The following is a 24,572-nucleotide window of genomic DNA, read 5'->3' as shown; positions in this document are numbered from 1 at the left end:
CCAAGCTAAATTGGAAAACTCTAGTTTAGTGGTGTGTCACTAATTGGGTGTAACCCTTTGTTTTCTAAGTTTTGTTAATATTTAATTGTTGCCGTCAGCAAAAAGTCATCTAAAAGTCATAAGCGCGTCTGGTATTTTAAAGCAGCTTTATTTAAGTTCGATGCTTACTCAATTACATTTAAACATTATATCAATTAAAGCAACTTCAATAGGGAAGTTGAATAACGCTTTGATTTAAAGGGAAGTAGATTATGAATCGAATTTTTATGTCAAGTATATTACTGTTTTTTACTATAACGATTAGTGGCAATAGTTATAGTAAAGGTGAATCTCCAATCGTAGAAAGCGATTATTTTGGCGAAAAGCCACCGGCCTTAATTCCTAAACTTTTTGACCCTAAAATAGTATCTCCAGAAGGAAGGTTTGATGCTGGTTGGTTTTCACCAGATATGAAGGAGTTTTATTTCACTCGAAGAGGAGGGACACATAAAAAACGCACATTTTTTGTTATTCGTTATGAACAAAATCTCTGGGGGCAGGAGTTTGAGACTGATATAAAGTGGCCACAATTCTCTGCTGATGGCAATATAATTTACGTTGGAAAGGAATATAGAGAACGAACCGACAATGGTTGGTCAGACCTGAAAAGCCCTGGGGATTTCTTAAAGCAAACCGCGCATGGTTTATCAGTTTCATCTAAAGGTACTTATTATTTTCCTCTGTTTGAAAAAGATTTTAATACGGGACACGGTAAACTTAGTTATTCTCGACTGGTTGATGGCCAATATGAATCCCCAGTGACATTGAGCAATGAGATGAATAAAGGTAAGTGGATTGCTCATCCATTTATCGCGTTAGATGAATCCTATTTAATATGGGATGTAGTGCGAGAGGATGGCTACGGACAATCGGATCTCTACATTAGTTTTAAACAGGATGACGGCTCTTGGTCATCACCAACAAATATGGGTCCGCAAATAAACACAGATTTACAGGAAAGTGCTCCACAGGTGACATATGATGGGAAATATCTCTTTTTTAGTAGAGGAGACTGGGAAGTCAAAGAAGATGGAAGCCGTAATTACATAGGCAAAAAATACTGGGTGGATGCCCAGATTATTGAGAACCTCAGAACTAAACAATAAACCATACTCAATTGACTAAGCATTATATTAAAGGTGGCAGCCCACCTTTAATTACGGCGAGTAAGTAAAATGAATATAATTGGGTAGCGGGCGGTTTATAACCTTCAGTCAATGTAAAAAGGAGAGTGTAATAAAATGAGTGAATTACCTAGAGATTAGTGCTTTGAGGGGGCGCTATGAATCGCGCTCTATAAGTGCAACGGGAATTTGATGTAAACCTTCACAGGTGATCCCCTGAATTATGTTACAGACCGTCTTTGCAATCTCATCAGTATTAATTTGTACAGTACTTAAAGGGACACCCATATTTTTGGATTCATCTAGGTCATCAAAACCTATTACACCAATATTCTCGCCTGGTTTAAGGCCCTGCTCAAGTAAGTGTTCGACAGACCCATACGCAACCATGTCATTAAAACAAACGATAGACTCTACTTGAGGTACCTGAGCTAAGCATTCAGACATAGCCATACGCCCTCCATACCTGCTTGCTACGCTGTTAAACACCCAAGAATGTAGATTGCTTTGCGTATTTATTGCACTATTGAAACCGTTTAATCGTTGTTGGTAATCAGATACGGTGGCATCTCCTCCAATAAATGCAATGTGTTTGTGCCCGCGTGCAATTAAGGCTTTTGTTGCTTGAAATGTACCTAGCTCATTGTTGGGTAGTACGCAAGATACATCGCAGTTGTTAACTTGGCGTATAACCGTTATAACTTGAGTGCTAGGAGTTCTTAATTGATTTAGCCAGCTTGCTTGTGTGTTGACGGTAGGGCAGATAACAAATGCTTTTACACGATACTCTTGGAGTTTAGCAACTACCTGCGTTTGTGTTAATGCGTTTTCATTGGTGCTAACTAAAGTGGTCATAAAACCAAGCTTGCGAATATGTGCTTCGATAGAAACAGCTAATTTAGCAAAAAATGGGTGGGTTAGGTCGTTAATAACAATAGCCACCAAATCAGAGGACTTGCTTCGCATTGCCGCAGCTTCACGATTATATACATATCCTGTTTGCTTTATGGCGCTTAGCACTTTTTCTTTGGTGTTTTTGCTTACTTTTTCACTATGACGCAATACCAGCGATACAGTGGATTTAGAGACGCCTGCAATACGTGCCACGTCATGTACAGTGACTGACTGTGTGTTACTTTTATTCAAGGTAATATTTTCTATAAATGTGAGTGAACAGACCTTGGGCCCATAATGACATAGCAGCGGTACTTGTTTAGCATTGTAACAATGCTAAACAAGTATAGTCAAAATACCTTTATGCGATGTTACCGATTTTGATTGACGGACAATAAAGTATAAACGTGTTGTGATGTTTTGAAGCTATTGATTGTCAATCTTTAAAAAGTAGTTAGTGACTAAAATCTAGTAAGTTATATTTCGTTCTGAGTTAAGCAATAAGCGCTTTAAATGTCGAACGCTGTCATTTTTCTTTAACATGATAAAAATTCAATATAATAAATAACTTAAAAAACAAGTGACTGCAAAAATTACTAAAATAGCTTGCTTGGAGCTCTTGAGTTTTGTTGCAAAATTAAACACATTGTTTATTAGATGAGTACAGCGTCAGCGGTTGCTTGTCTTTATACTTATAAAATAAATTTATAACGAAATAATAGGAAACAACATGAAACTTAAAAAAGTACAACTTAAAGCATTGAACAAAAACAAAACACTAGATAATAGCCAAACTAAAGAAGTGGCGGGTGGCACGGGTGCTTATAGTAAAGCTTATGGAGCGTGTTATACATCTCCAGCACATTGCCCAACGGCGATCATTTGTTAATAATGTTAGCGGCTCAGTGTTTACTGAGCCACACAGCAAACACTGAGCGAACAAAGTTAGGTATATTAAATTAAAAGTAATGAGAACCTGAGTAATTAGGGTATACATTCACTGATGATGTTGTATGAATTAATCATCATTGTTGTATCTTCAGCTGATCGATTCATTATACTTTGAACGATTACGAATCTTCGTTTAACTCCAGCAAGCCGACTAACCAACTTGGTGTTTTTCAAGGTAGTTGTCACCTTACCTGCGTTAATATAACAGTGTTGAACACAATTAAAAACACCACTGCAATTAATTGATTAGTTTCAGAATATCAATAAATATAATGAGTCAAACTTATTAACCTATTATGCATTAATATGTTAATTTACTGATGTGCCAAAAATAGAAAATAATGGCTTGAGAGAAGCTAAGACGTTGATTGCAAAAAAGAGATACAATGGCTGTCAGCCTTGATTGTTCAATTATGAGGTATGAACTGTGAACCAAGTTTTAATGAATGAAATGAAGAAACAACTCACCATGCATGAAGGTAAAAAACATACTGCCTACACATGTTCTGGCGGTAAGTTAACAATAGGAGTGGGTCGCAACCTAGAAGATAGGGGCTTATCTGATGATGAAATTGATTACCTACTTAGTAATGATATAAAAAGCACTTATGCTGAGCTTAGTCGACGTTTTAAAGGGTTTTCAGAACTAGACGATGTTAGACAGCGGGTATTGGTTGATATGGGTTTTAACTTAGGCATGGCAGGGTTATTCAAGTTTAAGCGTATGTTTGTAGCACTAGATATTAAAGATTACGATAAAGCAGCAGTTGAAATGCTTGACAGCCGTTGGGCTTGTCAGGTTGGACATAGAGCCCATCGATTAGCTGACATGATGCGTGGGTAATAAATAAAGTGGCTTAAATCATTGGCTTTATAATTAGTAAGTAACTTTAGATATACCGAAATAAACGTTTTTAATACGTAAAATAAGAAATAAAGCCCTACTTTAACAAAATAGGGCTTATAAGTTACTTAGTTGTACTTGATGAGAATACGAATGAATAATACGACGCATAGGGCGCACTATTTGCGTTGCCTGTTGACAACATTGCTCTTGGCGCCTTACTTCCAGCTAATTTAAGTGTGTTGAAGGCCGCAATAACAGCCGTTTGAGTTTGCGAAGCCGTCGCTGCATATTTGTGGCAATCCATACAGCTGTCTTTGTTTTGTACAAATGTCTCCAAAGTGGTATTAGCAACAATGCGTGTTCCATTGCTGGGAGTGATGTCTCCGGTCGTCAATGGCGGTGTTGCGCCCGCTTGAATAGTACTTGGGTTATTAGGCCACTGTACATCTATAAGGCGGTAGTAGTTAAACACAGAGTTAGCTGGCAATAGGCTCCAAGCGTAAGCATTCACACTATTAGCTGTTGAATCTACAGGAGTAACTCGGTTGACCTGTACGGGGGCTGAGTAAGGTATACAGTTATCTGGGCTGCGCGCAGGGCCGCTGTCACACGGAATTTGGGGGGCCATATTAGGCGTCCAATTAGGCTTACACTGATAATAAATATCTTGTTCCGGATTACAATCAGGGTTAAACAAAGTATAAGACGGGCGTGGCTTGCGATTTGGATTACTAGGCAAATTAACCGTATGTTTACCCGCATCTGGCGTGTTATCAACCTGTTCAAACGTTGTCCAAAGCATTTGAGGTGCACCAGGTAAGTGCCTAATAATATGTAGCCCAATAAGACCGACGGTGACAGGGTTACTTTGCTTTGTGGCATTTGTGTCAGCACCTGGCTTAAGTAGTACAGCCTGAGCGGTTAAATAGCGATAATTCAGAGAACCATCTTCGGGCAATTTGATCCAAGCTGCTTTGATCTCCATCGCACCAACATTACCGCCAAATATCTTAGGCTTACCATCACAGGTCTTATCATTGTTATAACCCGAAGGTAGGCGAAACCCGCCAGTTCCTTGCGCACATGCGCTCTGGCCCGCCGCCCACGTTAAGTTTTTACCTGTTGGATTAGCGTTGTAAATATAATCTACTTCATCGGGGTTTAAACGAATATCATAATACACGAGGTTACCGCGTTGGTCAGTTAACCACTCGCCCGTTGCTTGACCTATTGAGCTTAAATCAATAGCCCCTGTTTTTGATACTTGATGTAGAATTAGCGGACGTTTTTCATCGGTCTTTTTTGCTAAGGTATTAGCTTGCGTATTGTTAAAAACTTCTGTTGATTGCAGGTAACTTTCCCAAACGGTTAAGTCACTCGTGGTGGGGTTACCAAATGAACTGGATGGCAAGCTTGAGTTTGGATAACCAGGGTTGTTAGGGTCTGCAGGCCAATTTGCGTAAATAAACTGCTGCCACGCTGTACAGTCAGCGTTAGTTTGATTGCGAGAATTAAAATTACTTGGTAGTTGTGGGTTTAGTGAAACTGGATTTGTACCAAAGGCTGTGCATGGATTAGCAACGGGGTCAGCCATGGCTATTTGCACATTTAGACCTAGTGTGGCGAGTAGGGTCCATATCATGAGAATAAAAGCCCTTGCGGGCCTGACGTGTCGGTTACGCATTACCAGACTCCTTGGTTTTCGGCTGTACAAATAGCAAGGACGCCATGGTTTGTGGTTGCGCACCGGTATAACTCACTTCTATTGCTCTTAAACCTGCCACTGCTGATTTATCAGTGGTGACAGTAAGTGAAAGTGAGGTATATGTATCTGGTCCAGAGTTGCCCGGGACGGCGTAGGTTACCGTACTTTTATCTGTTACGCTGACAGTGACTTTAGGGTCATTACTACCATCTGTTGAGTCAGTTAGCACTTTGACGATTGGTTGAACACCAGCGGGAAGTTTATTGACTGTGAGTGCTATATTGGCGGTACTACCTGCAGTTGCGACCGCTGGTACGATAACGCTGTTGCTCGCTAATGATAGCTCTGAGCCCGCGGGGTTGGTTTCATTTACACCATAATAAGCATCCCACACATGTTGTTGCATTGCTTGCAATGGTGCACCCGCTGCAGATGGACCTGCACAAGGAACCTGAGGAGGCGCTTTGCTAGCACTTAAAGGTCTTGCAAATAAACCGATGTCTATTTGTTCAGTTATTTGTGATCCCCATTGAATTGGCGCACCATTAATCTCAATATCCGCAAGCGTCAATGTTGGGTCCATTGCTAACCATGCTGATGGAATTTGGCAAATAGCATGCAAGATTAAATTCCCTGGAAATGCAGAGTTTGTAATAGGGTCGTTCACTTGCGTACTCCCCCTGATTATTTGCCAAATATCAGAAGCTTTTGCATCAGCAGGGACATTTACCCCTTTCTTTACTCTGCTTGAGAATGTCCATGAACCTAAACTTTGTGGCTGTTGAATATATAAGCCAAATGGATTGGCTAGGTTAACCTTAAAATATTGGTTCTCAATGAATTGCCCACCTACTATTTGGTTAACTGTTTGGCCGATATGCGGATCGCTATGGCGATATGCTTGACCGAACTGACCGCAACAAAGCAGTTTTTGTTGACTTTCATTTCCACTTTCATATTGCGGTGTTGAGAAGCCAGCCAAACCTATTTCCGTTTGAAGTGTGTTTGGCGTGCTCGTTAAGTGCATTACCCCACCATTCATATTGGCACTTTGACGATTTGAAATAGGGCTGTTATTCCATTTGTTCAACGGGTTATAAACAGGGTTGCCATTTACAGGGTTAATCACTGCATGGCCGTGTTGATCTTTTAGCGTTAAGTCATCAACTGACACTGTGATTTGACTGCTTGTAGGGGCGTCAAAGTTTAGTGTGTCTTGATAAAGCTTAGCAACAGTGTCTGGGCTTACTGACCAAAGCGCATGCCAGTATTCAGGGTTTTCACAGGCAAAATCTACACGGGTGATATTACCATCATCATTTTTTTGAACGGCCCATTCACAATACTCATCTTGCCAGCCTCTAGGACCATATGGCAAAAATGGGTTTAACGTACCGCTCCAATCTGCTTCAGGGCAAAAAACGGCGGGGATATCTTGCAATGCTTGAGGTTGCCCGTTAGTTGTATAACTCCCTGTATCTGCTAACTCTCGTAACTGAGTTAACGACAAGTTGTATGGGTTTGGTGGACTTACAGGAGTTGAAGCCGAAAAATATTGTTGCAAACGCCCAGGGAAGGCATTCCAAGTTACTGGTGCAGAAGCTGTGCCAGTAGGAACTATGGTTGTAGCTGGGTTATAAAAATAAGCTTCACCACTGGGTGTTGCTTGCTCTACAAATGCATATAAATAAGTGTTCCAAATAGTGTCAAGTTGTGCCTGCTTAGCTGGGCTATTACTTAGATCTTGTATAAAAGCGGGTGTATTAAAGGTAAGGTTGATCGAAATATCATCATTATTGTTGTGTAATTTAGTATCGGTCATTGCAAATCTCCTTATTGAGGGTGTGCTACGTTGTATTTTCAACTCTACAAAATAACTAAAGCTGAAAATTAATAAGCCTTTTACCTGCCTACTACCATAGTAGGTATTAGGCAATTTGCGTATTACACGGGGTTACAGTAATGCGACGAAGGGTTAGGAAGTGAGGTTAAAAAGAGGGAAGTCAGGCTTCCCATAAGCTTAGCGGCAATAGTCTACTAACAACCCTCCAAAGAAGAAGCAAGCTGACATTACTGCAAACTCAATTAAGAGTATTTTTAAATCTTGAAAAGAGCTTACTTCATAAGTGCTGCCCAGAATTTCAGTTAAAAAAAATATAGCAGCGATCATAAAAGCAAATCCAATAGCCATTGTGTACGGTTTAAAAGACATAAGTGCCTCCGGGTTATTTAAAAATTTGAATGATTTTTACTACTATGCACATGATGTGCTTGAAGGCAGCAAGCTATAAACTAGCGCCTATCTTTTTTGAAATGCACGATGACTGCTGTCTCGTTATTATTTGAGTAGAAGCCCATAACAAGCGTTATGTTGCGGCCACAATAAAATTGGTTGGCTTTCGCCGCAGAACAAAAATAGCAATAGATGGCTTTTTGGTCAACAAGGCTTTAGCATTTTATAATCGGTATATCTGACCACCGAGTAGTGTAACGCGGTGATAAAAACTCTCTGCGCATTCTCCATGACTTTGTGTGTAGTTCTGAGCCCACTTGCATGGCAGTGGAGCCGTATCTATTGTTAATTTCATCTATGCACTTCATCAGTTTAGGGTTGTCTAGGGATTGATTAAACATATCAGCTTGCTGATATACATCATCTTCAAGCTCTATTGCGCCTACACCCGCTTTATAGTATCGAACACGAGGTGAATATATCTGGCTAAATACATTTGCTACAATATTTGCAAATACAGTTAAATCATTTGATGAAACAGGCAACTCCTGAATGAATGACTTTTTAAAATAGTGCTCTTCAAAGGGGGAGCTATGAGCAAAGATAACAATACGTTTGGCGAGTGAGTTTTGTTGTCTTAGTTTTTTAGTGACAATAGAGCAGTGTGTTACAAGTGAAGCTTTCAAAGAAGAGGGATCGGTAACTCGTTCGCCAAAACTTCGAGTGCTATAAATCTCTTTTTTTCGCTGTTTTATTTCATCCCATGATAAACACTTAACGCCATTTAACTCTGAAATAGTCCGCTCTAGCACAACGCTAAATTGCTGGCGCATCCGTTTAGGGTTTTGTTTAGCTAAATCTAAAGCGGTTTCAACGCCTAATAGATTAAGGCTTTTCGCTAGTCTACGCCCTATACCCCAGACATCACCAACGGCCATCCGAGATAAGATCTGTTTGCGACTTTGCTCGCTATCTATTACAGCAACACCAGTTGCATCAGAAAATTTTTTGGCTGCGTGGTTTGCAGCTTTTGCAAGCGTAGATGTAGGGCCAAATCCAACGCCAACAGGCAGCTTTGTTCTGCGCCATACGGTTCTTCTTATCAAATGCCCATAGTCATACCAGCTATCGACAACGCCCGCATAGCCATCAAATTTTAGAAATGACTCGTCTATCGAGTATATGTAGTGCTGATCACTATACTGATTGATTACACTCATCATCTTGTCTGAGAGATCAGTATATAGCTCATAGTTAGAGGAGCGAATAACAACAGCGTATTTCTCTAGTTCACCTTTGAGCTTAAAATAAGGTTGAAACTTAGGGATGCCAAGTGCTTTTGCTTCTGCAGATACAGCTACAATACATCCATCGTTGTTAGAAAGCACGACAACGGGCTTTTTCCGAATACTTGGGTCAAACACTTTTTCTGCTGAGGCATAAAATGATGTGGCATCTACTAACGCATACATGTTATGAGCTCCAAATTGTTTCGATGCATTCGTACTGAGCCTATGACAACGCCTTCAAGTTGAAAGTTATCGCAGTCACTGATATTTACAGGTGAATATATGGGAGAAGCAGATCTTAAGGTTCGGTGTTGAATGTCCAAGAGTTTGCAAACAAATTCATTGTTATAGTTTGCAACTATCACATCATTCTGCTGCGGAGTAACAGCCCTATCTACGATGAGTAAGTCGCCCTCAAATATACCCACACCTTGCATTGAATCGCCAGAAGCTAAACCAATGAACGTAGCATTCGGGTGTTGAACTAACAACTGATCTAATGACAGTCCCAGTTCTCGATACTCGGCTGCAGGAGACTCAAACCCTGTGATACCTGCCTGTGCTTTAATGGGGATTATTTTCATACTGCACCTATACTGTTCATTTATACAGTATAGGTGTAATGTCGACTTTTATCAACGATCTTAAAGTAAACGTAATAGACAATCAGACGGGGTAGGATTTGCGCTCGCTCATAGTTGATGTGGCATTAGGTTGTTGGCATTTTCAAAATAATTAAAGGCGAAAATACCATAGATTTACACAGCTTAAATGAGCATTTCATGTTAGACAAATTGGAGGTTAAACTACTGTATAATGATGCGTTGTTTGTACGGAGTTCAAAATTAATTGAATGGAAAAGCGTTGTAACTTATTGATTTGGATGGGGAAAGTTGGTCGGTATGGCAGGATTTGAACCTGCGACCCCTGACACCCCATAAAAGAATTGATTAGTTTTAATTATTTCAAAGTAGCTTTGATTAGATGTGTTCGGCTAATTTAACTTGCTTTAAAACAACAGGATAAATAAATAATTGGTTTTGATTAGAAATGAGTAGAAGCAATGAGTTGTTTTTGTTTTCTGCTACATATATGCTGCATGTAGTTCATTTAGTCAGATTGGTGCTACATATGTCTACGATAAAAATGCTGCTTAGTGACTCTACGCTCAATAATGTTCCTGCTCAAATAAAGCGAATAAATGATACTAAGTTAAGTGGGTTTCACGCTCGTATAGGTAAAGCTTCAGGAAATAGTAAGCCCCGTATAGCGCTTTATTTAAACTACCGACTTGGTGGTGCAAAAGGCAAACAGCGTAATTACCTGTTAGGCTATTTTGGTGAACGAGATTTAAAAGAAGTCCGTAAAGAGGTAGAAAGCTTAAAAGGGCGAATCGCTGCGGGTGAAGACGTATACGAAATCAAACAGCTAAGCATCAAGCAACAATTTATTGAAGATCACTCGCCAACGGTGGAATTACTATTCTCAGAGTTCCTAGAGCGCTATATCAAGGTTAATCGCAAAGACCCTTTAGAAGTTGAGCGTATGTTTGAAAAAGACGTTCTGCCAGCGATTGGGGGCGTTAAATTAAAAGACATTACCCGCCGAGACATTTTAAGCAAAGTATTAGACCCAATCACCGACAGGGGAGCAGGCACTCAAGCCAACAAAACCCTTACGATCCTTAAGCAAATGTTCGACTTTGCCGTTGAGCGTGACTTAATGCAGGGCAACCCCATTAGCACCGCCAAGAAAAAGAACGTTGGCGGTATTGAAAAGCCACGTACACGCGCTCTTGAGTTTGAAGAGCTGATACAAGTATTCGAGCGCCTACCTAAGCTAGGCGTAAGCACGCAAGTGATCTATGCCCTTAAGTTTATCGCCTTAACTGGTTGCAGGCCGATAGAGGTGACGGGCGCGAAGTGGCAAGAGTTCGACTTTGATAAAATGATTTGGACCATCCCAGCCGAGCGAGTAAAGCAAAACAAAGGCGGGGAGCGAATCCACAAAGTGCCCATCACCCAAAATATGATCATTATGCTTGATGAACTGCGCGCTTCATTCAGCTATTTAGGTTCAAAATACGTGTTCCCAAGTACCACCTGCACAACGAGCGCTGTAGGTGAACAGCCCATTGATAGACACTCTCTTTCAAGAGCGGTAAACCGAAAACAAAAAGAGCTAGGTGTGCCTAAATTTGTGCCCCATGACCTGCGCAGAACAATGGCTACACGACTTGGTGATGATGATATTGGCGCTGATCCGATAGTGGTTGAGAAGATACTCAACCACCAATTGCAAGGGATGCAAAAGGTTTATAACTTGCAGGAGTATATGGAGAAAAGAGTACGAGTACTAGCAGCTTGGGAGCGAAAGTTTAATAAGATCTGATAATTAGTATTGACATCAACCGGATTAAGTTCTTACTGGTCAAATAAACATATAAAAGTAATTTCGAGAAACAGCCATAGTAGTTGCAAAACTAGTTGTGAAATGTGCTATATTCGTCATAACTAAAAAAATAACCCAGCATTTCACATTAACTAAATCACCTGCGGAGACTCAATTTAATGGTTGATAGAAGTAAGTTTGAACGTCTTAATGAATCACAACAACGAATTGTTAAGTTTATTGTTGATAATCTAGACAAAGAAGTTTTAGAACAGTTAGAAAATGCGATTCATGTAGAGTATGCACGTGATGTGTCATATGCATTAGAGCACCGCCCTGATGTTGCCAATCGAGCTAAGCCACAGATGCACCGATATGCAGTGGATCAGGTCTTCGTTAATATGTTTGGTCCCGATGCTCTTCAAAGCACGGAGCCAAAAGGGGAGTATTATACTATTTATAGTAATGGGTCGATTTCGATGAGTCACTGTGAAGCACATACGGATGAGAAGAAGCGCCCAGCCAAGCATAGAAAGAAGATGGCGAAGAAGAACGAGGTGATTGAGCCGCGTCAATTAAGGTTCGAGCATTTTGATGACATTCTTGATAACACTCAGAAAAGTGCTGTTAAAAATACGATTCATATTGCTTTATATATTCTGCATAAAAGTAAAATAGCGAGTGATGCTACGGAGCCTGAGGGGATATATGTAGCAGTTCCTTATTCAGATTGGACGGACTATCATTTATTCGTAAGTTTGCAATTAATTCTCGGTATGTATGGTAATGAAGAGTTGGAAGCGATGGAAGATATGGCAATGCCAGCGCTGAAAGACGTCATGATTGACCGAGAAAAAGATATATTTAAAAGGTAAAAAATGAGAGCGGGTATAGGTGGTTTTCAAGGCGTGCGGTTAACCCAAGCGAGAGAGGTTTTAGGTATATCCAAAAGCGATCTTGCAACTATGGTTAGCGTATCACCTGCATCTGTTACCAACTGGGAAAGTGGGAAACTAAAACCTGAAATTGAGAAGGTTGAGGCATTGAGTAGGTGTCTTAACCAGCCAATTGAGTGGTTTATCAAGGAGTTGAGTTATGGTGCAGATAGTACGTATTTTTATAGGAGCATGGCTTCGTCGTCTCGTAGAGGTAGGATGACAACAAAAGTTAGGCTTAATTGGCTATCTGAGTTAACTGAAACGCTTTCAAAATATGTGAGCTGGCCTGATATACGGTTACCAGAAAATAGCACCCACTTTTTGCAGCTATCTGACGAGGAAATTGAAGTATTTGCTTTGGCTACTCGTGAGGCTGCTGGTGTTAAATCTGGACCTGTGCCAAATATGGTATTGGCTATTGAAAATTGTGGTGCATTTGTTACTCGGGATGAAATTGGCTATCAAAAAATTGATGGAACTTCTTTTTGGTGCCCGAATACCAAACGGCCATTCGTTTTTTTAGCTGACGACAAAAGTAATGGGTGTAGAAGTAGGTTTAATGCAGCGCATGAATTAGGGCATTTGGTATTACACAAATTTGTGACTGATGGCGAACACAAGAAGCATCATGCAGAAATTGAACGGCAGGCGCATTTATTTGCTGGCGCTTTTTTGATGCCTGAAAGGGCGTTTTTAAACGAGGTTAAATACGTTACGGTTGAATCTTTACTTGCTTTAAAAATGAAGTGGAAGGTTTCAATTGCTGCGATGATTATGCGTTTGCATCATCTTGAAGTAATTGATGATGCTCAAAAGCTAAATCTTTATAAGCGTTTATCGGCGAGGAAGTGGCGTACTAAAGAACCTTTTGATGACAAAATTGAGTTTGAGATACCTAGAGTATTGCCCAGAACGGTTAACCTGATCACTGAAAATTTAATGAGCAAACTTGAGTTGGTGCATGAGTTGGTTTTATCGCCTCATATCGCTGAAAAACTAATGAGTTTGCCAATGGGATACTTTGACGACGCACACCATATGGATAATGTTGTAGAGCTCAAAAGCCGTTATCGCTCAGGGGATGTGAAAAGTGAAAAAGCGGATGTGGTAAAAATTTTTTAGGGTGTTCCCCGTAATGGCGGGGAACATGTTAAATATGTTTGAATCACTTGAAAAGGAGTGTTTATTCGATATTTTTTTCATAAATATCAATCAAGCACCTTGCGGTTAATAAAAAATCACTAGCAACACAAGAGTGTTTATCGTCAAAAATAACCCAAGATATTAAGTACGAGCGATACCCTTTTAGTTTATTTTGCAGCTGATCCCTAGCGTATTTCCTGTAAAAGTTTTTATCAGGGAAGTGATTCCTTTTAAACTTTTGGAAAGATAGGCCGAATAAATTTTCCATTATTGAAACGGCAGAATGCTTTTTAATAAGGCTAGCCGCTAGCTTCTTTAGAGTTTTGAGCTTTTTATTTGATAATCGAATACTGCCAATTGGATCTTGCTGGTAGTCTCTCAGGAATGATACATTGCTTTTTTTCTTGTTTTGTATTGTGTAGCCATTTAACGAAATAGTATTTTCACCAGCGATTCTTTTTTTCTTTTCAACCTTAGCGCCAACATTGAGATGAAGATAGATATCTCTTTCTCAAACTGCTCACTATGAAGGAACCTAGTGCTTGTTGAAGAAAAAAGTAGGTCATCAGCATATCTGCTGTAAGTTATTTTCTTATCCTCACAAAACTTTTGTATTGTAATATCTACTTTCCGAAACAAAATATTTGAAATAACAGGAGACGAAGGAAAGCCAATAGGCAAAATTGTCTTGCCTCTCATATCTTTTGCAGGATGTGTTGAGCTAACAGAGTGCGTTAAACTCATTAGTGCGATGTCTAACGGCGAATATTTGAAACTTTTTTTATCATCTTCAAAATAATCACCAAGAAGTGCTTTGATATCAGAAAGCTGTATAGAGTGGAAAAAATCTTTTATGTCCAACCGTAAAAAATAATAGCCTTTAATGTGTGGTTTGAGAAAGTCGAGGTAAGATTTTGCTTTTACAAAGCCGCAGCAGGAGGAGTTAATGGGGATAGACGAAAGAATAAGCTGCTCTATCCTTTTGTTAATTAGAAAATGGTCACTATCTTTGGGGATTTCGAAAAATATATCATTGCCAACGGTTCGCTCTACTGCACTGGGAGTAAATTTATTTAAAAGTTGTGTCTTGCCTTTAAGAACAGCTTGTTCAAAAAAGTCGTTTTTGATAATTTTATTATTCATAGGTGCTTCAACCCGATACAAAAGAACATCATTACACCGCAGGTGTGACCCCTCTACACGCTAATATAGCCAACTTCGAGTGGTAATCAATGGGACTATGTCCGAAGACTGGAGGAACAGGCCCTCAGATAAAGACTTTACAATTTTATCTCCCCTCTACTATCGGGTTGAAGCCGCTTAATTATATCATCTAACTCTGGGAAATACAGTTTAAATATACTTCCAAATTTCTTTTTATCTGTTATACATTCAGCTTCAATTTTTATAATTGAATAGTTTAAGAATTCAGTTATCCATCCGCTTGTTTTTGATAAGTGTCTATTTTTCACAGTGCAATTTTCAAGTTCTTCCATTACGAACTTGGCTCTTCTGCTTGTTTTCTTCAACTTGGCGCTTAATTTTCTACCATTTGAAATAGCTTGCCTAAATGCTTCTGGATTGAATGAGCTGTAGTCTACTAAGGTGTCAGTTTTACCATCGAAAATGACACGTAGATAATCGATTATCATCTTTTCATTTAAGTAGCGACTTTGTTTAACCCTATTTATAACGGGGCTTATATCGATGTTATACTTATAGTTTAGCCACTTATATAAAATTGGAGCGCTAGCTTCTTGAATTAAACAACCTTCGATGGTTGTTCGATTTAAGTAAACATTTTTAAGAAGCAAATGCCTCTTTATAGCATCGAAAATAACATCAAATTGACTGTCTTTTGAAAAAATCTGTTTCGTTAATTCCACCTTTAGATTCGTGTTTGAATATTTTATTATCATGCCTATGTTTATCTTTCTTTCTTTGTACTGACGGCTGAAACCAAACTTATACTTTCTATACTCGAGCTCGAGAGCTTCTTTTTTTAAGCTAAAATAGTTCCCATTTTTTTCCAAATTTAAAGTATAGTTGTTTGGGTTTCCAGCTATTGTAATCGCTTTGTCTGCATCAAATAAAAATAAATATGGAATAGAGGAGTTTGAATAGGATGGGTTAATTCTTTCTCCAACTACATTACTACTACTCTTGTATATATCGATGCTTTTTAGATGGTGAAAGTGTCTCGATAGCCTCATATTACCGAATACTTCCATATCACTTTCTCCTTCTACAAATAAAATGAAGCTGCTAAAAAAGAGCCTAGATTCGTTATCACTAAATATGTTGATGAAACTTTCACTGTCGTAGGTTGAATTAAGTGGGTGAATTTTCGTTGACGACTGCTTCTGCTTTTGGAAACAGAATACGCGCTGTTTATCCCTAAAGCACTTTATTGCCTCTTTTACAATGCTCGGTGAGTGTGTGGTAATAAATAACTTTGGTCTAGTAAAATTGTTTTTGTTATTTATATTATAATTATAACTCTCATAAATACCATGAATTAAAACCTCGATCATCTTGGGGTGTAGACCGATTTCAGGTTCATCAATGAATACAAAAGGCGTTATGTACTCTCTCCTTGAAATGGTAATTAAAACTCTTAAAAATGTGTTGATAAAATGGAAGGAGTTTGTTCCATCTGATTGAAGCTTTAAATCGTTGTCATCAATTTCAAATCTATAGCCTCTTAGTCCAGCTTTAATATAACTCAAAACCTTTTCTTTCTGGGTGCTTGGCTTTGTTGAAAATACCTCATTCAACTCCATAATATATTTTTTGTAAGAATTTTCGCCTCCGGAACTTATGATGTTATCAAAAAAGTCTATTACATCATCATTTTTGATATTTGATAGGTTAAACGACTTTATTCTTGCAATGAGATCCCACAACCCATCCCATTCATGTAAATTCATGTGGCGAGGCTCAATATAAAAAAATGGGAAAAGATATAATATTAGGTCTCTAGTTTTCTTGTCTTTGGTTGACCATTTTACAGAGCCATTGCTATATACAAATAGTGTCAAAGTGAATAGTGTTTGGTCTTTGTCATAGGTTTGCAGCGCAAAAGGGCTTCTCTTATGCAAAGGAATTAATTTTCTATTAATAAAATCAAAATACTTGCTGGATGTGTTACGCCTAGAAATCCTAAACAACCTCGTAGTATCGAATGTTAACGATATACTTCCTTTAAATGAGTAGTTAGAGTTTAATTTAGGTGGGAGTTCTTCTAAGCCACCTAGTTTGTTATAGAAAAACGCTAAGGCTTTGAGTAGATTAGATTTACCTACATTGTTTTTACCTACAATACAATTGACATCCTCTAGATCATCTATTTCTAGCTCATCAAAAGATAGCAAGTTTGTTATTTTTATATTCTTAATTGCCATTAGAAAGTAATTATTTAGCTATTTCTATTGAATGAGTCTAACCTTACCTAATACATTGCTGTAAGACTACCCATTTTGGTAACCAATATTTAATATAAGTAAACCTCGGTAATCTCAGCCCTAAAATGCCCCATCTCTTGCGAGACGGTTTCTAAGGCTGTTTCATACTTATACCCTAAGCTTTTCAGCTCAACCACCCGCTCTTGAGCATAACTATGTCTAAGGCCATGTGCGCCAGTCGAAAATAACAGTGCGCGGTTTGACGCCTTAGAGAAAGAGTCCGACCACTTTTTACCGCCAGCGATATCATAGCGCTGAAGATAGTTAATTTTTCTGTCTACTACCGTGATAGGTTGTGCTAAACGTTGTTGCTCTAGCTTATTGGCGAGTGTGGTTGGAATCAGCACATGGCGAATTAAGCCGCCTTTACCTTGCACGGTATATAGCTCGCCGCTTCGACCATGCCATTTTGAATCTATGGTAGGGCGCTTGTCTGGACCTCGATCACTTGCTTTGGCAAGCGTCAGTAGCTCATGGGCGCGCAGGCCTGCGGCATAGGCGATTTGTGTAGCGAGTTGATGCTTTGCTGTTTGCCGATGTGAAATAGCTCTGACTTGATCTGTAGTGTAAGCCCGAGAGCGCTTGATTTCTTCTAAACATGACTTTACTCGATAGAGTGTTTCTTTTGGCTGTAGCTTACCGTTTAGTTGCATCATAGCTTGTATTGCTTGACGCTCCATATCTAGGGCTTTTTGGCCAACGATCTCGGCTCTGTAATCGAGATACATACGAGCTTGCTCAATGCTCATAGATTGAATGCCGTTTATACCAATATCCTTTGACCAGCTGGCAACCGTTTTTAGTGCCTGTTCGTAGTTTCTCGCTGTGCCTAAAGAGCGTATATGTTTTGCTTTGGTCAGCCCTTTGATAACGTTTTTGGCTTGTGTGCTGGCTTTGGCAAATTTAGGCATTTTTATCGAGCCACCTTTTAACAGTCGTCCACTGTACAACGATACCTCTCATGGCAAGCCAGCGTTGTAACTCAGCTTTAGTTGCACCCGCGTCATATAGCATACAAAGTTGAGTGCGATACTTATCAAGCTTGGATGATTTATGACGTTTACGGGCACGTAGTTTTGTTTGCGCTTTCAATAAAGCGACTTCAGTATTGGGGTTAAAAGTCATGCTTGTTCCTTGGTTGTAAGATTAACTGGCAACACAGTTGCTCAGCGGCACTAAAGCCTATTCGCCCCAGTTAAGCGCAACAGCGCAAGGCTCAGACTGATCTCGCCTAAAATAAAAACCTCAGATACGTGGAAGCGGCAGCAACTAAGCGCCGAATTTGAAAAGCGCCATAAATGTGGCGCGGCATGACATAAATATTAAAACAGTGAGGGTCCTCACTACGTGTTGTCGGCAGCTGAGCAGCGCCGTTTTTCTTCAATGCCCAAAGGGCTAAATCAAGTTTAGGTTAGCGTTAAATAAGACAGCTTTCAATCTGCAAATAAAAATCTGCGTATAGGCTCAGCAAAACCAAGCCCCCCGCTATGAAGCGAGCGATTTATCGCTTCGACATAGCGGGGGGCATAGCCCCTTTTAAAAGAGCAGGAAATTGCTCATGATGCCTCGGTTAAAAGGGCTTGGTCTTTAGCAAATTTGCAGGTGTACAAAAACTCAATTAGGCTTAGTGAAGTAGCGAGCGTTGGAGTAAAAATATGGGTCCCGTTATTGTCGGTAATATCTTAATTCTGAGTTTGGTCGTGTTTTTTGCAGTGTTGTTTCACTATGCAAGCAAGGAAGGTTACTAGTCCTTTACTGTTACTGAATACGCAAATTAAAAACGTTACACAAAGCTGTTTGCACTTAATTGATCAATGACTTTATGAGCGTGGGAATTTTTGCTTCTTTATCATGTGTAAACATGGAATAAATTCATACTGTTAGTAATTAAATCACATTGTAGTGACCATTTGGTTATATTTTACCCATTGATAATACGAGGTGTCGTTCATATATAGTAATGGAGCGATTTGCTCTCAGATAATTAAGGAAAATCACAATGGCTCTAAAACCAGGTCCAAAACCAATTGCTGATTCTACAGGTAAGCCTGATCAACGACGACGCGATAATAAAAACACTCCGGGAAATACCCCAGATCTAAAGCCAAGTAAATCTTCAAAAAAGTAGTATTAGTTAAAAGTGACTCTGAAGAAGTGACTCGCAGTTTACATAATGATGGTCAATAAAGATCCCCTGAATGCTCTTACGCGCTTCATTTAGAAAAAATTCGTATTTGTGATAACAAGTTCTGATAGGATACTAATAACCTAATCATCTCTATATATGCCTATTCTCGCGGCAAGATCATCCTCTTCACAAAACAAAAAGGCAGTGGGTACGTCTAAAACTTTAGCGAGTGCTTTGACTGTTTTAAAATCAGGTGCATGAACCCCTTTTTCATACTGGTTCATTCTTGCAGAGGCTGAGAATTCGTCCATTCCTGCCAAAATACCTAACTGTTTTTGAGATAAACCTTTCCTCTTTCGAGCCTCTTTTAAGCGCTTTGGAAAGGGCGACTCGTCATTTGTTTTCATCGTAAATCAATTAATTCTTGAAAACTAAGAGTCTCTTAGCTTTAATTGTATTCTGATACTCAGGAATCCTTAGTTTTAATGTGAGAGGTTAAACCATGTTTTTAAAAGCACTGAAGGCGGCAGCGTTAATAGCGCTTGAAGTCATGATCGACGACGATAAAAAATCAGACCAAGACAAATTTATTGATGAACACAATGATGGAATGGGTAACGTAAACTTCTATGGTGACGAATACACAGAGCAAGAAGCACGAGAAGCTGACGACAGGGGGGAGTTTTATTATTGATTTCCGAGGTTATTAGTGTCAGTGTGGGGTGGGGTTTTTACAGAATAGCATGCGATACGCAGCTTACAGCTGCGTATCGCTTTAATTAGAGGAGCCTTTTTAGATGCTTTGATATTCAGCTTCTCTAACTTTGGTTGATTGTTCTAAGACAAAGAGTTGGTTCAATACCAAAAACTCTCTTATATCATCATGAACGTTACTTTCTAGCTGTTGATGGGCTCTGCGATTACGAAAGGCCATAAAAATGCTTGAGTACATATTTGCACGGCCAGTACTCTCACTGCCATCCAAATCATCCCAATATAACGGTGCATTCTCACCAGTAAATGCTTTTGAGAAGAGCTTGGCACCTGTTTCTGTAGTTAGCCCTGATTTCTCTTTAACTAAACGCTCTAGCAGTCTGTACCCTGTCATTAGTGCGTAATCAGGGTTTTCCTTGAATGATATCGCAACTTCAAGTAACCGCTTATCTATTAGAGAAAGCGGGATTTCTGCTGGAAAACTATCTATCCAAGAAGCGTTGTTATGGCGGTGGTCATAGATATATTCGTACCACTGCTGAGGTCTAATTGGTTCTTGATCTACAAGCCACTCCAAATCTTGTAGTGTTAGAGCAGAGCTATTTATTCGTCTTATAAAGTCTTTGGAAACTCTACATTCATCAATATCATCAGCGAACTTTCTGAGTAATGATAAAATATAGGCAAAAGATCGTGGCCCCTCACCCGAGTAGCCAGAAGTAAATCCTGATTTTATCGCAATATTTATGTCAGCATCGACGTTCAATATTAATGCATGGCGACAGCTATGGTCACTGCCGCTGGTTAATATTTTGACTGTATTGATTTTTCGGCCGAAATGAATCATCTCCACTACAGCATCAACACAGTCTTGTGAAATACCAGCGAGCCCTCGGTAGTCGATGCCTGCCAAATTTGTTTTCATATTCCTTTGTTCCTATTTACTACTAAGCGGTTAATAAACACTTTACTTTTAACTAATCGTATCTTAGCCTAGATGTGCTGGTTCAAACCAGCATCAAAAAAGGCGCTTCTAATTGGCTGCCTGTTACACGTAATGAGGAAACTTACGGCTTTTTATAAAAAGCACAGTTGATACGTATTTAACAGGTTTGGTTTGTTAGGAGGGCTCATGTCCACATTTATTACCACAAAAGAAGCTGCAAGGTTTTTAAATTGTACACCGCAGCATTTGTACAATATCCGAAATAGACGCAAGGCTGCACTTAAGCAAGGTGATTCCGATCTTGCTAAAAAAGTTGCGCCAGAAGCGATAAAAATAGGCGGAAAGCTGCTTTTTGAAGAGTCTACTTTAGAGGCTTGGCTTAGAAAGTACGGCGAAGTTGCTTAGCTTGCGAATACGGCAGGCGTAAGCGACCAAACTATCCGCCTGCCGTGTTGAATATACTCCAACACGGATATCTTATGACAAATATTGCAGAACAGCTAGCTCCTGCTGTGCCTTTGTGCGTGCGAGAACAGCTATTTCAAAGGCTTTATAGAACCACACCACCAAGAACACTCTGTACAAATGAAGATATAACAATGGGCCGTTACCGTTATGGTGAAATAGCTTTAGGGGAATATCTTCATATTCAAGTTAACCCAAAAGCTATTCAATATTGGCTGATTTTTGATATAGATGATGAATCCGCGTTTTCTTGGGAAGACAATCTACTACCTGCACCAAATATAATTGTTAGTGGTCCATCTATAAGCAAATTTAGCGTGAAAGCTGACCAAGGAGGTGCGCATCTGCTTTATGCTATTCAGGGTGTCACAACAAGCATAAAAGCGAGGCGTAAGCCTATCAAATTCTTGAAGCATGTATATGATTTAATGAGAATAAAGCTTGGAGCTGATGAAGACTATACTGGACCTTTGTGTAAAAACCCGCTTCACCCTCACTGGAAAACGACTTTCTTACATGCGCATGAGTACAGCCTCAACGAACTAAATGACTTCCTACATAAACCTAAAAGGGAGTATGGTCATGGGTTTGATTGGGGGACAGTTGCAAATTCCCGTAATTGTTATTTGTTTCACCAACTACGCTTCACAGCTTATAAAAGAATTAACTACGCCAGAGAAAATTGGCGATTTGAAGATTGGCACAAACACTTGTTTGGGGTTGCTGAAAGTTTGAATAACTTTGAAGGTTTTGGCTTAGCAAAAGAATATCCCCTGAAGTACAAAGAATTGCAGTCGATTACTCAGAGCGTAGCGTCTTGGACTTGGCAAAAATACTTTCCTAACCACAATCGAGGGATTGCAGGTACTTGGCAATATCAAATTCCAATCCAATCCACTGCGCTCGCTCAGCGTGAAGGCGCACGATATACCCACGCTAAAAGGCGTAAAACATCTGAAGCGTTGATCAAACAAGCTCTCAGCAAGTTGTGCTCTGAAGGTCAAAAGCTTACTCAGAAGAATATTGCGAACGAAACGGGACTTACTAGACAAACAGTAGCGAAGTATAAGCAATTAATTGATGATGTTAGGTATGCTGCCCCTCAGGGTATTAAGAGTTAAGGGATATAAACTTAGGGGAGTAAGCGTAGTATGTATGTAGCTTTAAAATGTAGAAGTAGAACAGGCTACATATATGCTACATCAAAATAAGATTAACTCTTAGAGAGTGCTACATTTTCAAATGTTGATAGAGTTAACTTATTGAAAAGGGTGAGGAAAAACTGGTCGGTATGGCAGGATTTGAACCTGCGACCCCTGACACCCCATGACAGTGCGCTACCAAGCTGCGCTACATACCGACTTGGGTGTAACTATACGGATATTTTTTCGAAAGGCAATAAGTAGTTGGTTTGTTTGAACATTAAATGAGCGCACCTACGTGTAACTGCCTGCAAAACAGGCAGCCACATGTTGAAAGGTTACTTAAACCAAATACCTCTGGGTAAAGTCTCTTTCATTTTAGGGTGTTCGTCAGCATTAAACACAGGGGTAACACCTACTTTCAATTGACGGTTGTAGTCTTTATATAACCAAATAACAAAGCTTGATAGCATAAACAGTGCAATAACGTTAACAATTGCCATCATACCCATAGAGATATCAGCCATAGTCCAAATAATGCCTAGCTCACCAACAGCACCAAACATCACCATCCCTAACACGCAGATACGGAATATTAGCATGCCGTGCTTATGGTTGTGTTCTAAAAACATCAGATTGGTTTCGGCATAAGAGTAGTTAGCCACAATCGAAGTAAACGCAAAGAACAAAATAGCGATAGCAATAAAGGTAGCACCCCATTCACCAACATGTTGAACCAATGCCGCTTGAGTAAGTGCAATACCAGTTACACCAGAGTTGGGTACAAGTTGATTTGAGAGTAATATAAGCGCCGCGGTTGCGGAACAAATCACGATGGTATCAACAAATACACCTAGCATTTGTACATAGCCTTGTGAAGCAGGGTGGTTTGGATTAGGGGTTGCTGTAGCTGCGGCATTAGCTGCACTGCCCATACCTGCTTCATTGGAGAATAAACCACGTTTTATACCTTGGATCATAGCTTGCATTACTGCATAACCAATAGCCCCAGCACCTGCTTGCTCAATACCTAATGCACTATATATAATTTGCATAAACACATCAGGGAGTAAGTTGTAGTTAATCGCACATACATACAGTGCTACTAACAGGTAAGCTAATGCCATAAATGGCACAACAAGTTCAGCAAAGCGAGAAATTGTTTTCAAACCACCAAATATAATAAAGGCAGAACCAATAACTAAGATAATGCCCATTACATATTTTGGTATGTCAAAGGCTACTTCGAATGCTGCGGTAATAGAGTTAGCTTGTACGGCGTTAAATACCAAACCAAATGCTAAAATTAAACAAAGAGAGAAGAGAACACCCATCCAGCGTTTACCTAAGCCATATTCCATATAATAAGCAGGGCCACCACGGAAGTTACCATCTTCGTCTTTGATTTTATAAAGCTGAGCTAGAGTACTTTCTGCAAAGCTGGTTGCCATACCAATTAAGGCAATAAGCCACATCCAAAAAATAGCACCGGCACCGCCTAAATAAAGTGCCACTGCAACACCGGCCATATTTCCGGTGCCAACACGCGCGGCTAAGGAGGTACAAAATGCTTGGAATGAAGAGATCCCATCATTGGCACCACTGCGGCTATTAGCCATTACTTTGACCATATAAGGAAATTGACGAAATTGAATGAACCCTAAACGAAGGGTAAAGAATAAACCTGCTGCTATTAATAGATAGATAAGGACATGACCCCAAAGCAACCCACTAATAAAGTTTAAAACATCAGCCATAACTACAAAGCCTACTTTAAATGAACGAATATATCAGGGCGCGTAATTTAGCACATATATATAGAAGAGTCTTTTAAAGGGTTGGTAAGGGCAAATTAGCATGGTTATGCACAGGTTTTTGTGGGTAACTTGTGTGAACTAGGTGTCTAAATATGTATAGGAAAAAGGGATTAAAAAAAGCATCAATTTCTTCAAAAAAGCGCTTGCGCTTTTTATTCGTCGCCCTATAATGCGACCCCACTGACACGGAGAGCGGCGCTAACAAGCAAAGCAAAACGAGTCAGCGTCGAGTAAAACTTAAAATGATTTTTTAGTAAAACAAGAACTTCAAATTAAGTGTTGACAAAAAAATAGGAAAGCGTAACATGCGCAGCCCTAGCGAGATAAAGCAAAGCGCTTTAC

At 39.6% G+C, this 24,572-nt stretch carries 23 protein-coding genes and 1 tRNA gene; 10 read left to right on the top strand and 14 right to left on the bottom strand.

What is annotated here, in order from left to right:
• Positions 1 to 251: 251 nt before the first annotated feature.
• Positions 252 to 1,145 carry a hypothetical protein gene (locus SANK73390_RS16540; protein WP_462767440.1) on the top strand — a complete coding sequence of 298 codons (894 nt, stop codon included), beginning with the start codon at positions 252 to 254 and terminating at the stop codon, positions 1,143 to 1,145.
• A 174-nt stretch (positions 1,146 to 1,319) separates the two neighbouring features.
• Here SANK73390_RS16540 and SANK73390_RS16535 read toward each other — a convergent pair whose 3' ends face one another.
• Positions 1,320 to 2,309, bottom strand: coding sequence for a LacI family DNA-binding transcriptional regulator (locus SANK73390_RS16535; RefSeq protein WP_462767438.1), 990 nt, complete (start codon positions 2,307 to 2,309; stop codon positions 1,320 to 1,322).
• Positions 2,310 to 2,787: 478 nt separating this feature from the next.
• Here SANK73390_RS16535 and SANK73390_RS16530 point away from each other — a divergent pair, with 478 nt between their 5' ends.
• Complete coding sequence (locus SANK73390_RS16530; protein WP_462767437.1) at positions 2,788 to 2,946, top strand: hypothetical protein; 159 nt, start codon at positions 2,788 to 2,790, stop codon at positions 2,944 to 2,946.
• Between the two features lie 489 nt (positions 2,947 to 3,435).
• Complete coding sequence (locus tag SANK73390_RS16525; RefSeq protein WP_462767436.1) at positions 3,436 to 3,852, top strand: glycoside hydrolase family protein; 417 nt, start codon at positions 3,436 to 3,438, stop codon at positions 3,850 to 3,852.
• Positions 3,853 to 3,976: 124 nt separating this feature from the next.
• On the opposite strand, the gene SANK73390_RS16520 is transcribed toward SANK73390_RS16525, so the two are convergent.
• The 5 genes from SANK73390_RS16520 to SANK73390_RS16500 form a co-directional block, all read right to left on the bottom strand.
• Positions 3,977 to 5,539 carry a hypothetical protein gene (locus SANK73390_RS16520; RefSeq protein WP_462767434.1) on the bottom strand — a complete coding sequence of 521 codons (1,563 nt, stop codon included), beginning with the start codon at positions 5,537 to 5,539 and terminating at the stop codon, positions 3,977 to 3,979.
• Positions 5,532 to 7,382, bottom strand: a complete 1,851-nt coding sequence (locus SANK73390_RS16515) for a hypothetical protein (RefSeq protein ID WP_462767433.1) — start codon at positions 7,380 to 7,382, stop codon at positions 5,532 to 5,534. Before SANK73390_RS16515 ends, SANK73390_RS16520 begins: the two co-directional genes overlap by 8 nt.
• Before the next feature lie 198 nt (positions 7,383 to 7,580).
• On the bottom strand, positions 7,581 to 7,772 hold the full coding sequence (locus tag SANK73390_RS16510) for a hypothetical protein (RefSeq protein ID WP_462767432.1): 192 nt from the start codon (positions 7,770 to 7,772) through the stop codon (positions 7,581 to 7,583).
• Between the two features lie 236 nt (positions 7,773 to 8,008).
• Positions 8,009 to 9,265, bottom strand: a complete 1,257-nt coding sequence (locus SANK73390_RS16505) for a Y-family DNA polymerase (RefSeq protein WP_462767430.1) — start codon at positions 9,263 to 9,265, stop codon at positions 8,009 to 8,011.
• Positions 9,253 to 9,666, bottom strand: a complete 414-nt coding sequence (locus SANK73390_RS16500; RefSeq protein ID WP_462767428.1) for a LexA family protein — start codon at positions 9,664 to 9,666, stop codon at positions 9,253 to 9,255. Before SANK73390_RS16500 ends, SANK73390_RS16505 begins: the two co-directional genes overlap by 13 nt.
• A 547-nt stretch (positions 9,667 to 10,213) precedes the next feature.
• Between SANK73390_RS16500 and SANK73390_RS16495 the strand changes: the two genes are divergently transcribed.
• From SANK73390_RS16495 to SANK73390_RS16485, 3 genes are all read left to right on the top strand, one after another.
• The gene (locus SANK73390_RS16495) at positions 10,214 to 11,473 is read left to right on the top strand and encodes a tyrosine-type recombinase/integrase (protein WP_462767426.1); all 1,260 of its coding nucleotides are present in this window, start codon (positions 10,214 to 10,216) and stop codon (positions 11,471 to 11,473) included.
• A 179-nt stretch (positions 11,474 to 11,652) separates the two neighbouring features.
• Positions 11,653 to 12,348 carry a hypothetical protein gene (locus SANK73390_RS16490; protein WP_462767425.1) on the top strand — a complete coding sequence of 232 codons (696 nt, stop codon included), beginning with the start codon at positions 11,653 to 11,655 and terminating at the stop codon, positions 12,346 to 12,348.
• 3 nt (positions 12,349 to 12,351) lie between these two features.
• Positions 12,352 to 13,533 carry a helix-turn-helix domain-containing protein gene (locus SANK73390_RS16485; RefSeq protein WP_462767424.1) on the top strand — a complete coding sequence of 394 codons (1,182 nt, stop codon included), beginning with the start codon at positions 12,352 to 12,354 and terminating at the stop codon, positions 13,531 to 13,533.
• A 447-nt stretch (positions 13,534 to 13,980) separates the two neighbouring features.
• Here SANK73390_RS16485 and SANK73390_RS16480 read toward each other — a convergent pair whose 3' ends face one another.
• From SANK73390_RS16480 to SANK73390_RS16465, 4 genes are all read right to left on the bottom strand, one after another.
• Positions 13,981 to 14,697, bottom strand: coding sequence for a reverse transcriptase domain-containing protein (locus SANK73390_RS16480; protein WP_462767423.1), 717 nt, complete (start codon positions 14,695 to 14,697; stop codon positions 13,981 to 13,983).
• Positions 14,698 to 14,834: 137 nt separating this feature from the next.
• Positions 14,835 to 16,958: a retron Eco8 family effector endonuclease gene (locus SANK73390_RS16475; protein ID WP_462767421.1), complete on the bottom strand. Its 2,124-nt coding sequence runs from the start codon at positions 16,956 to 16,958 to the stop codon at positions 14,835 to 14,837.
• 89 nt (positions 16,959 to 17,047) lie between these two features.
• The gene (locus SANK73390_RS16470; protein WP_462767420.1) at positions 17,048 to 17,929 is read right to left on the bottom strand and encodes a site-specific integrase; all 882 of its coding nucleotides are present in this window, start codon (positions 17,927 to 17,929) and stop codon (positions 17,048 to 17,050) included.
• Positions 17,922 to 18,143 (bottom strand): hypothetical protein, encoded by a 222-nt coding sequence (locus SANK73390_RS16465; protein ID WP_462767419.1) that lies wholly within the window; start codon positions 18,141 to 18,143, stop codon positions 17,922 to 17,924. Before SANK73390_RS16465 ends, SANK73390_RS16470 begins: the two co-directional genes overlap by 8 nt.
• Positions 18,144 to 19,017: 874 nt before the next feature.
• Between SANK73390_RS16465 and SANK73390_RS16460 the strand changes: the two genes are divergently transcribed.
• Entirely contained in the window at positions 19,018 to 19,146 is a 129-nt protein-coding gene (locus SANK73390_RS16460) for a hypothetical protein (RefSeq protein WP_281179878.1), read from the top strand.
• 140 nt (positions 19,147 to 19,286) lie between these two features.
• Here the strand turns inward: SANK73390_RS16460 and SANK73390_RS16455 are convergent, their stop codons facing one another.
• Positions 19,287 to 19,553 carry a helix-turn-helix domain-containing protein gene (locus tag SANK73390_RS16455; RefSeq protein ID WP_462767418.1) on the bottom strand — a complete coding sequence of 89 codons (267 nt, stop codon included), beginning with the start codon at positions 19,551 to 19,553 and terminating at the stop codon, positions 19,287 to 19,289.
• Between the two features lie 95 nt (positions 19,554 to 19,648).
• On the opposite strand from SANK73390_RS16455, the gene SANK73390_RS16450 reads away from it, so the two are divergent.
• Positions 19,649 to 19,840, top strand: coding sequence for a hypothetical protein (locus SANK73390_RS16450; RefSeq protein ID WP_462767417.1), 192 nt, complete (start codon positions 19,649 to 19,651; stop codon positions 19,838 to 19,840).
• 99 nt (positions 19,841 to 19,939) lie between these two features.
• Here the strand turns inward: SANK73390_RS16450 and SANK73390_RS16445 are convergent, their stop codons facing one another.
• Positions 19,940 to 20,785: a TIGR02391 family protein gene (locus SANK73390_RS16445; protein WP_462767416.1), complete on the bottom strand. Its 846-nt coding sequence runs from the start codon at positions 20,783 to 20,785 to the stop codon at positions 19,940 to 19,942.
• Between the two features lie 207 nt (positions 20,786 to 20,992).
• On the opposite strand from SANK73390_RS16445, the gene SANK73390_RS16440 reads away from it, so the two are divergent.
• Complete coding sequence (locus SANK73390_RS16440; protein ID WP_462767415.1) at positions 20,993 to 21,211, top strand: helix-turn-helix domain-containing protein; 219 nt, start codon at positions 20,993 to 20,995, stop codon at positions 21,209 to 21,211.
• 74 nt (positions 21,212 to 21,285) lie between these two features.
• Complete coding sequence (locus SANK73390_RS16435) at positions 21,286 to 22,392, top strand: replication initiation protein (protein ID WP_462767414.1); 1,107 nt, start codon at positions 21,286 to 21,288, stop codon at positions 22,390 to 22,392.
• A 162-nt stretch (positions 22,393 to 22,554) separates the two neighbouring features.
• Here the strand turns inward: SANK73390_RS16435 and SANK73390_RS16430 are convergent.
• Together SANK73390_RS16430 and SANK73390_RS16425 are read right to left on the bottom strand one after the other, a co-directional pair.
• Positions 22,555 to 22,631: transfer RNA gene (locus SANK73390_RS16430), tRNA-Pro, on the bottom strand.
• Positions 22,632 to 22,751: 120 nt separating this feature from the next.
• The gene (locus tag SANK73390_RS16425) at positions 22,752 to 24,170 is read right to left on the bottom strand and encodes an alanine/glycine:cation symporter family protein (protein WP_462767413.1); all 1,419 of its coding nucleotides are present in this window, start codon (positions 24,168 to 24,170) and stop codon (positions 22,752 to 22,754) included.
• Between the last annotated feature and the right edge of the window lie 402 nt (positions 24,171 to 24,572).

This window comes from Pseudoalteromonas sp. SANK 73390 (assembly GCF_054966645.1).
The sequence above is the reverse complement of the archived record's forward strand: the minus strand, read 5'-3'. Positions and strand labels throughout refer to the sequence as shown.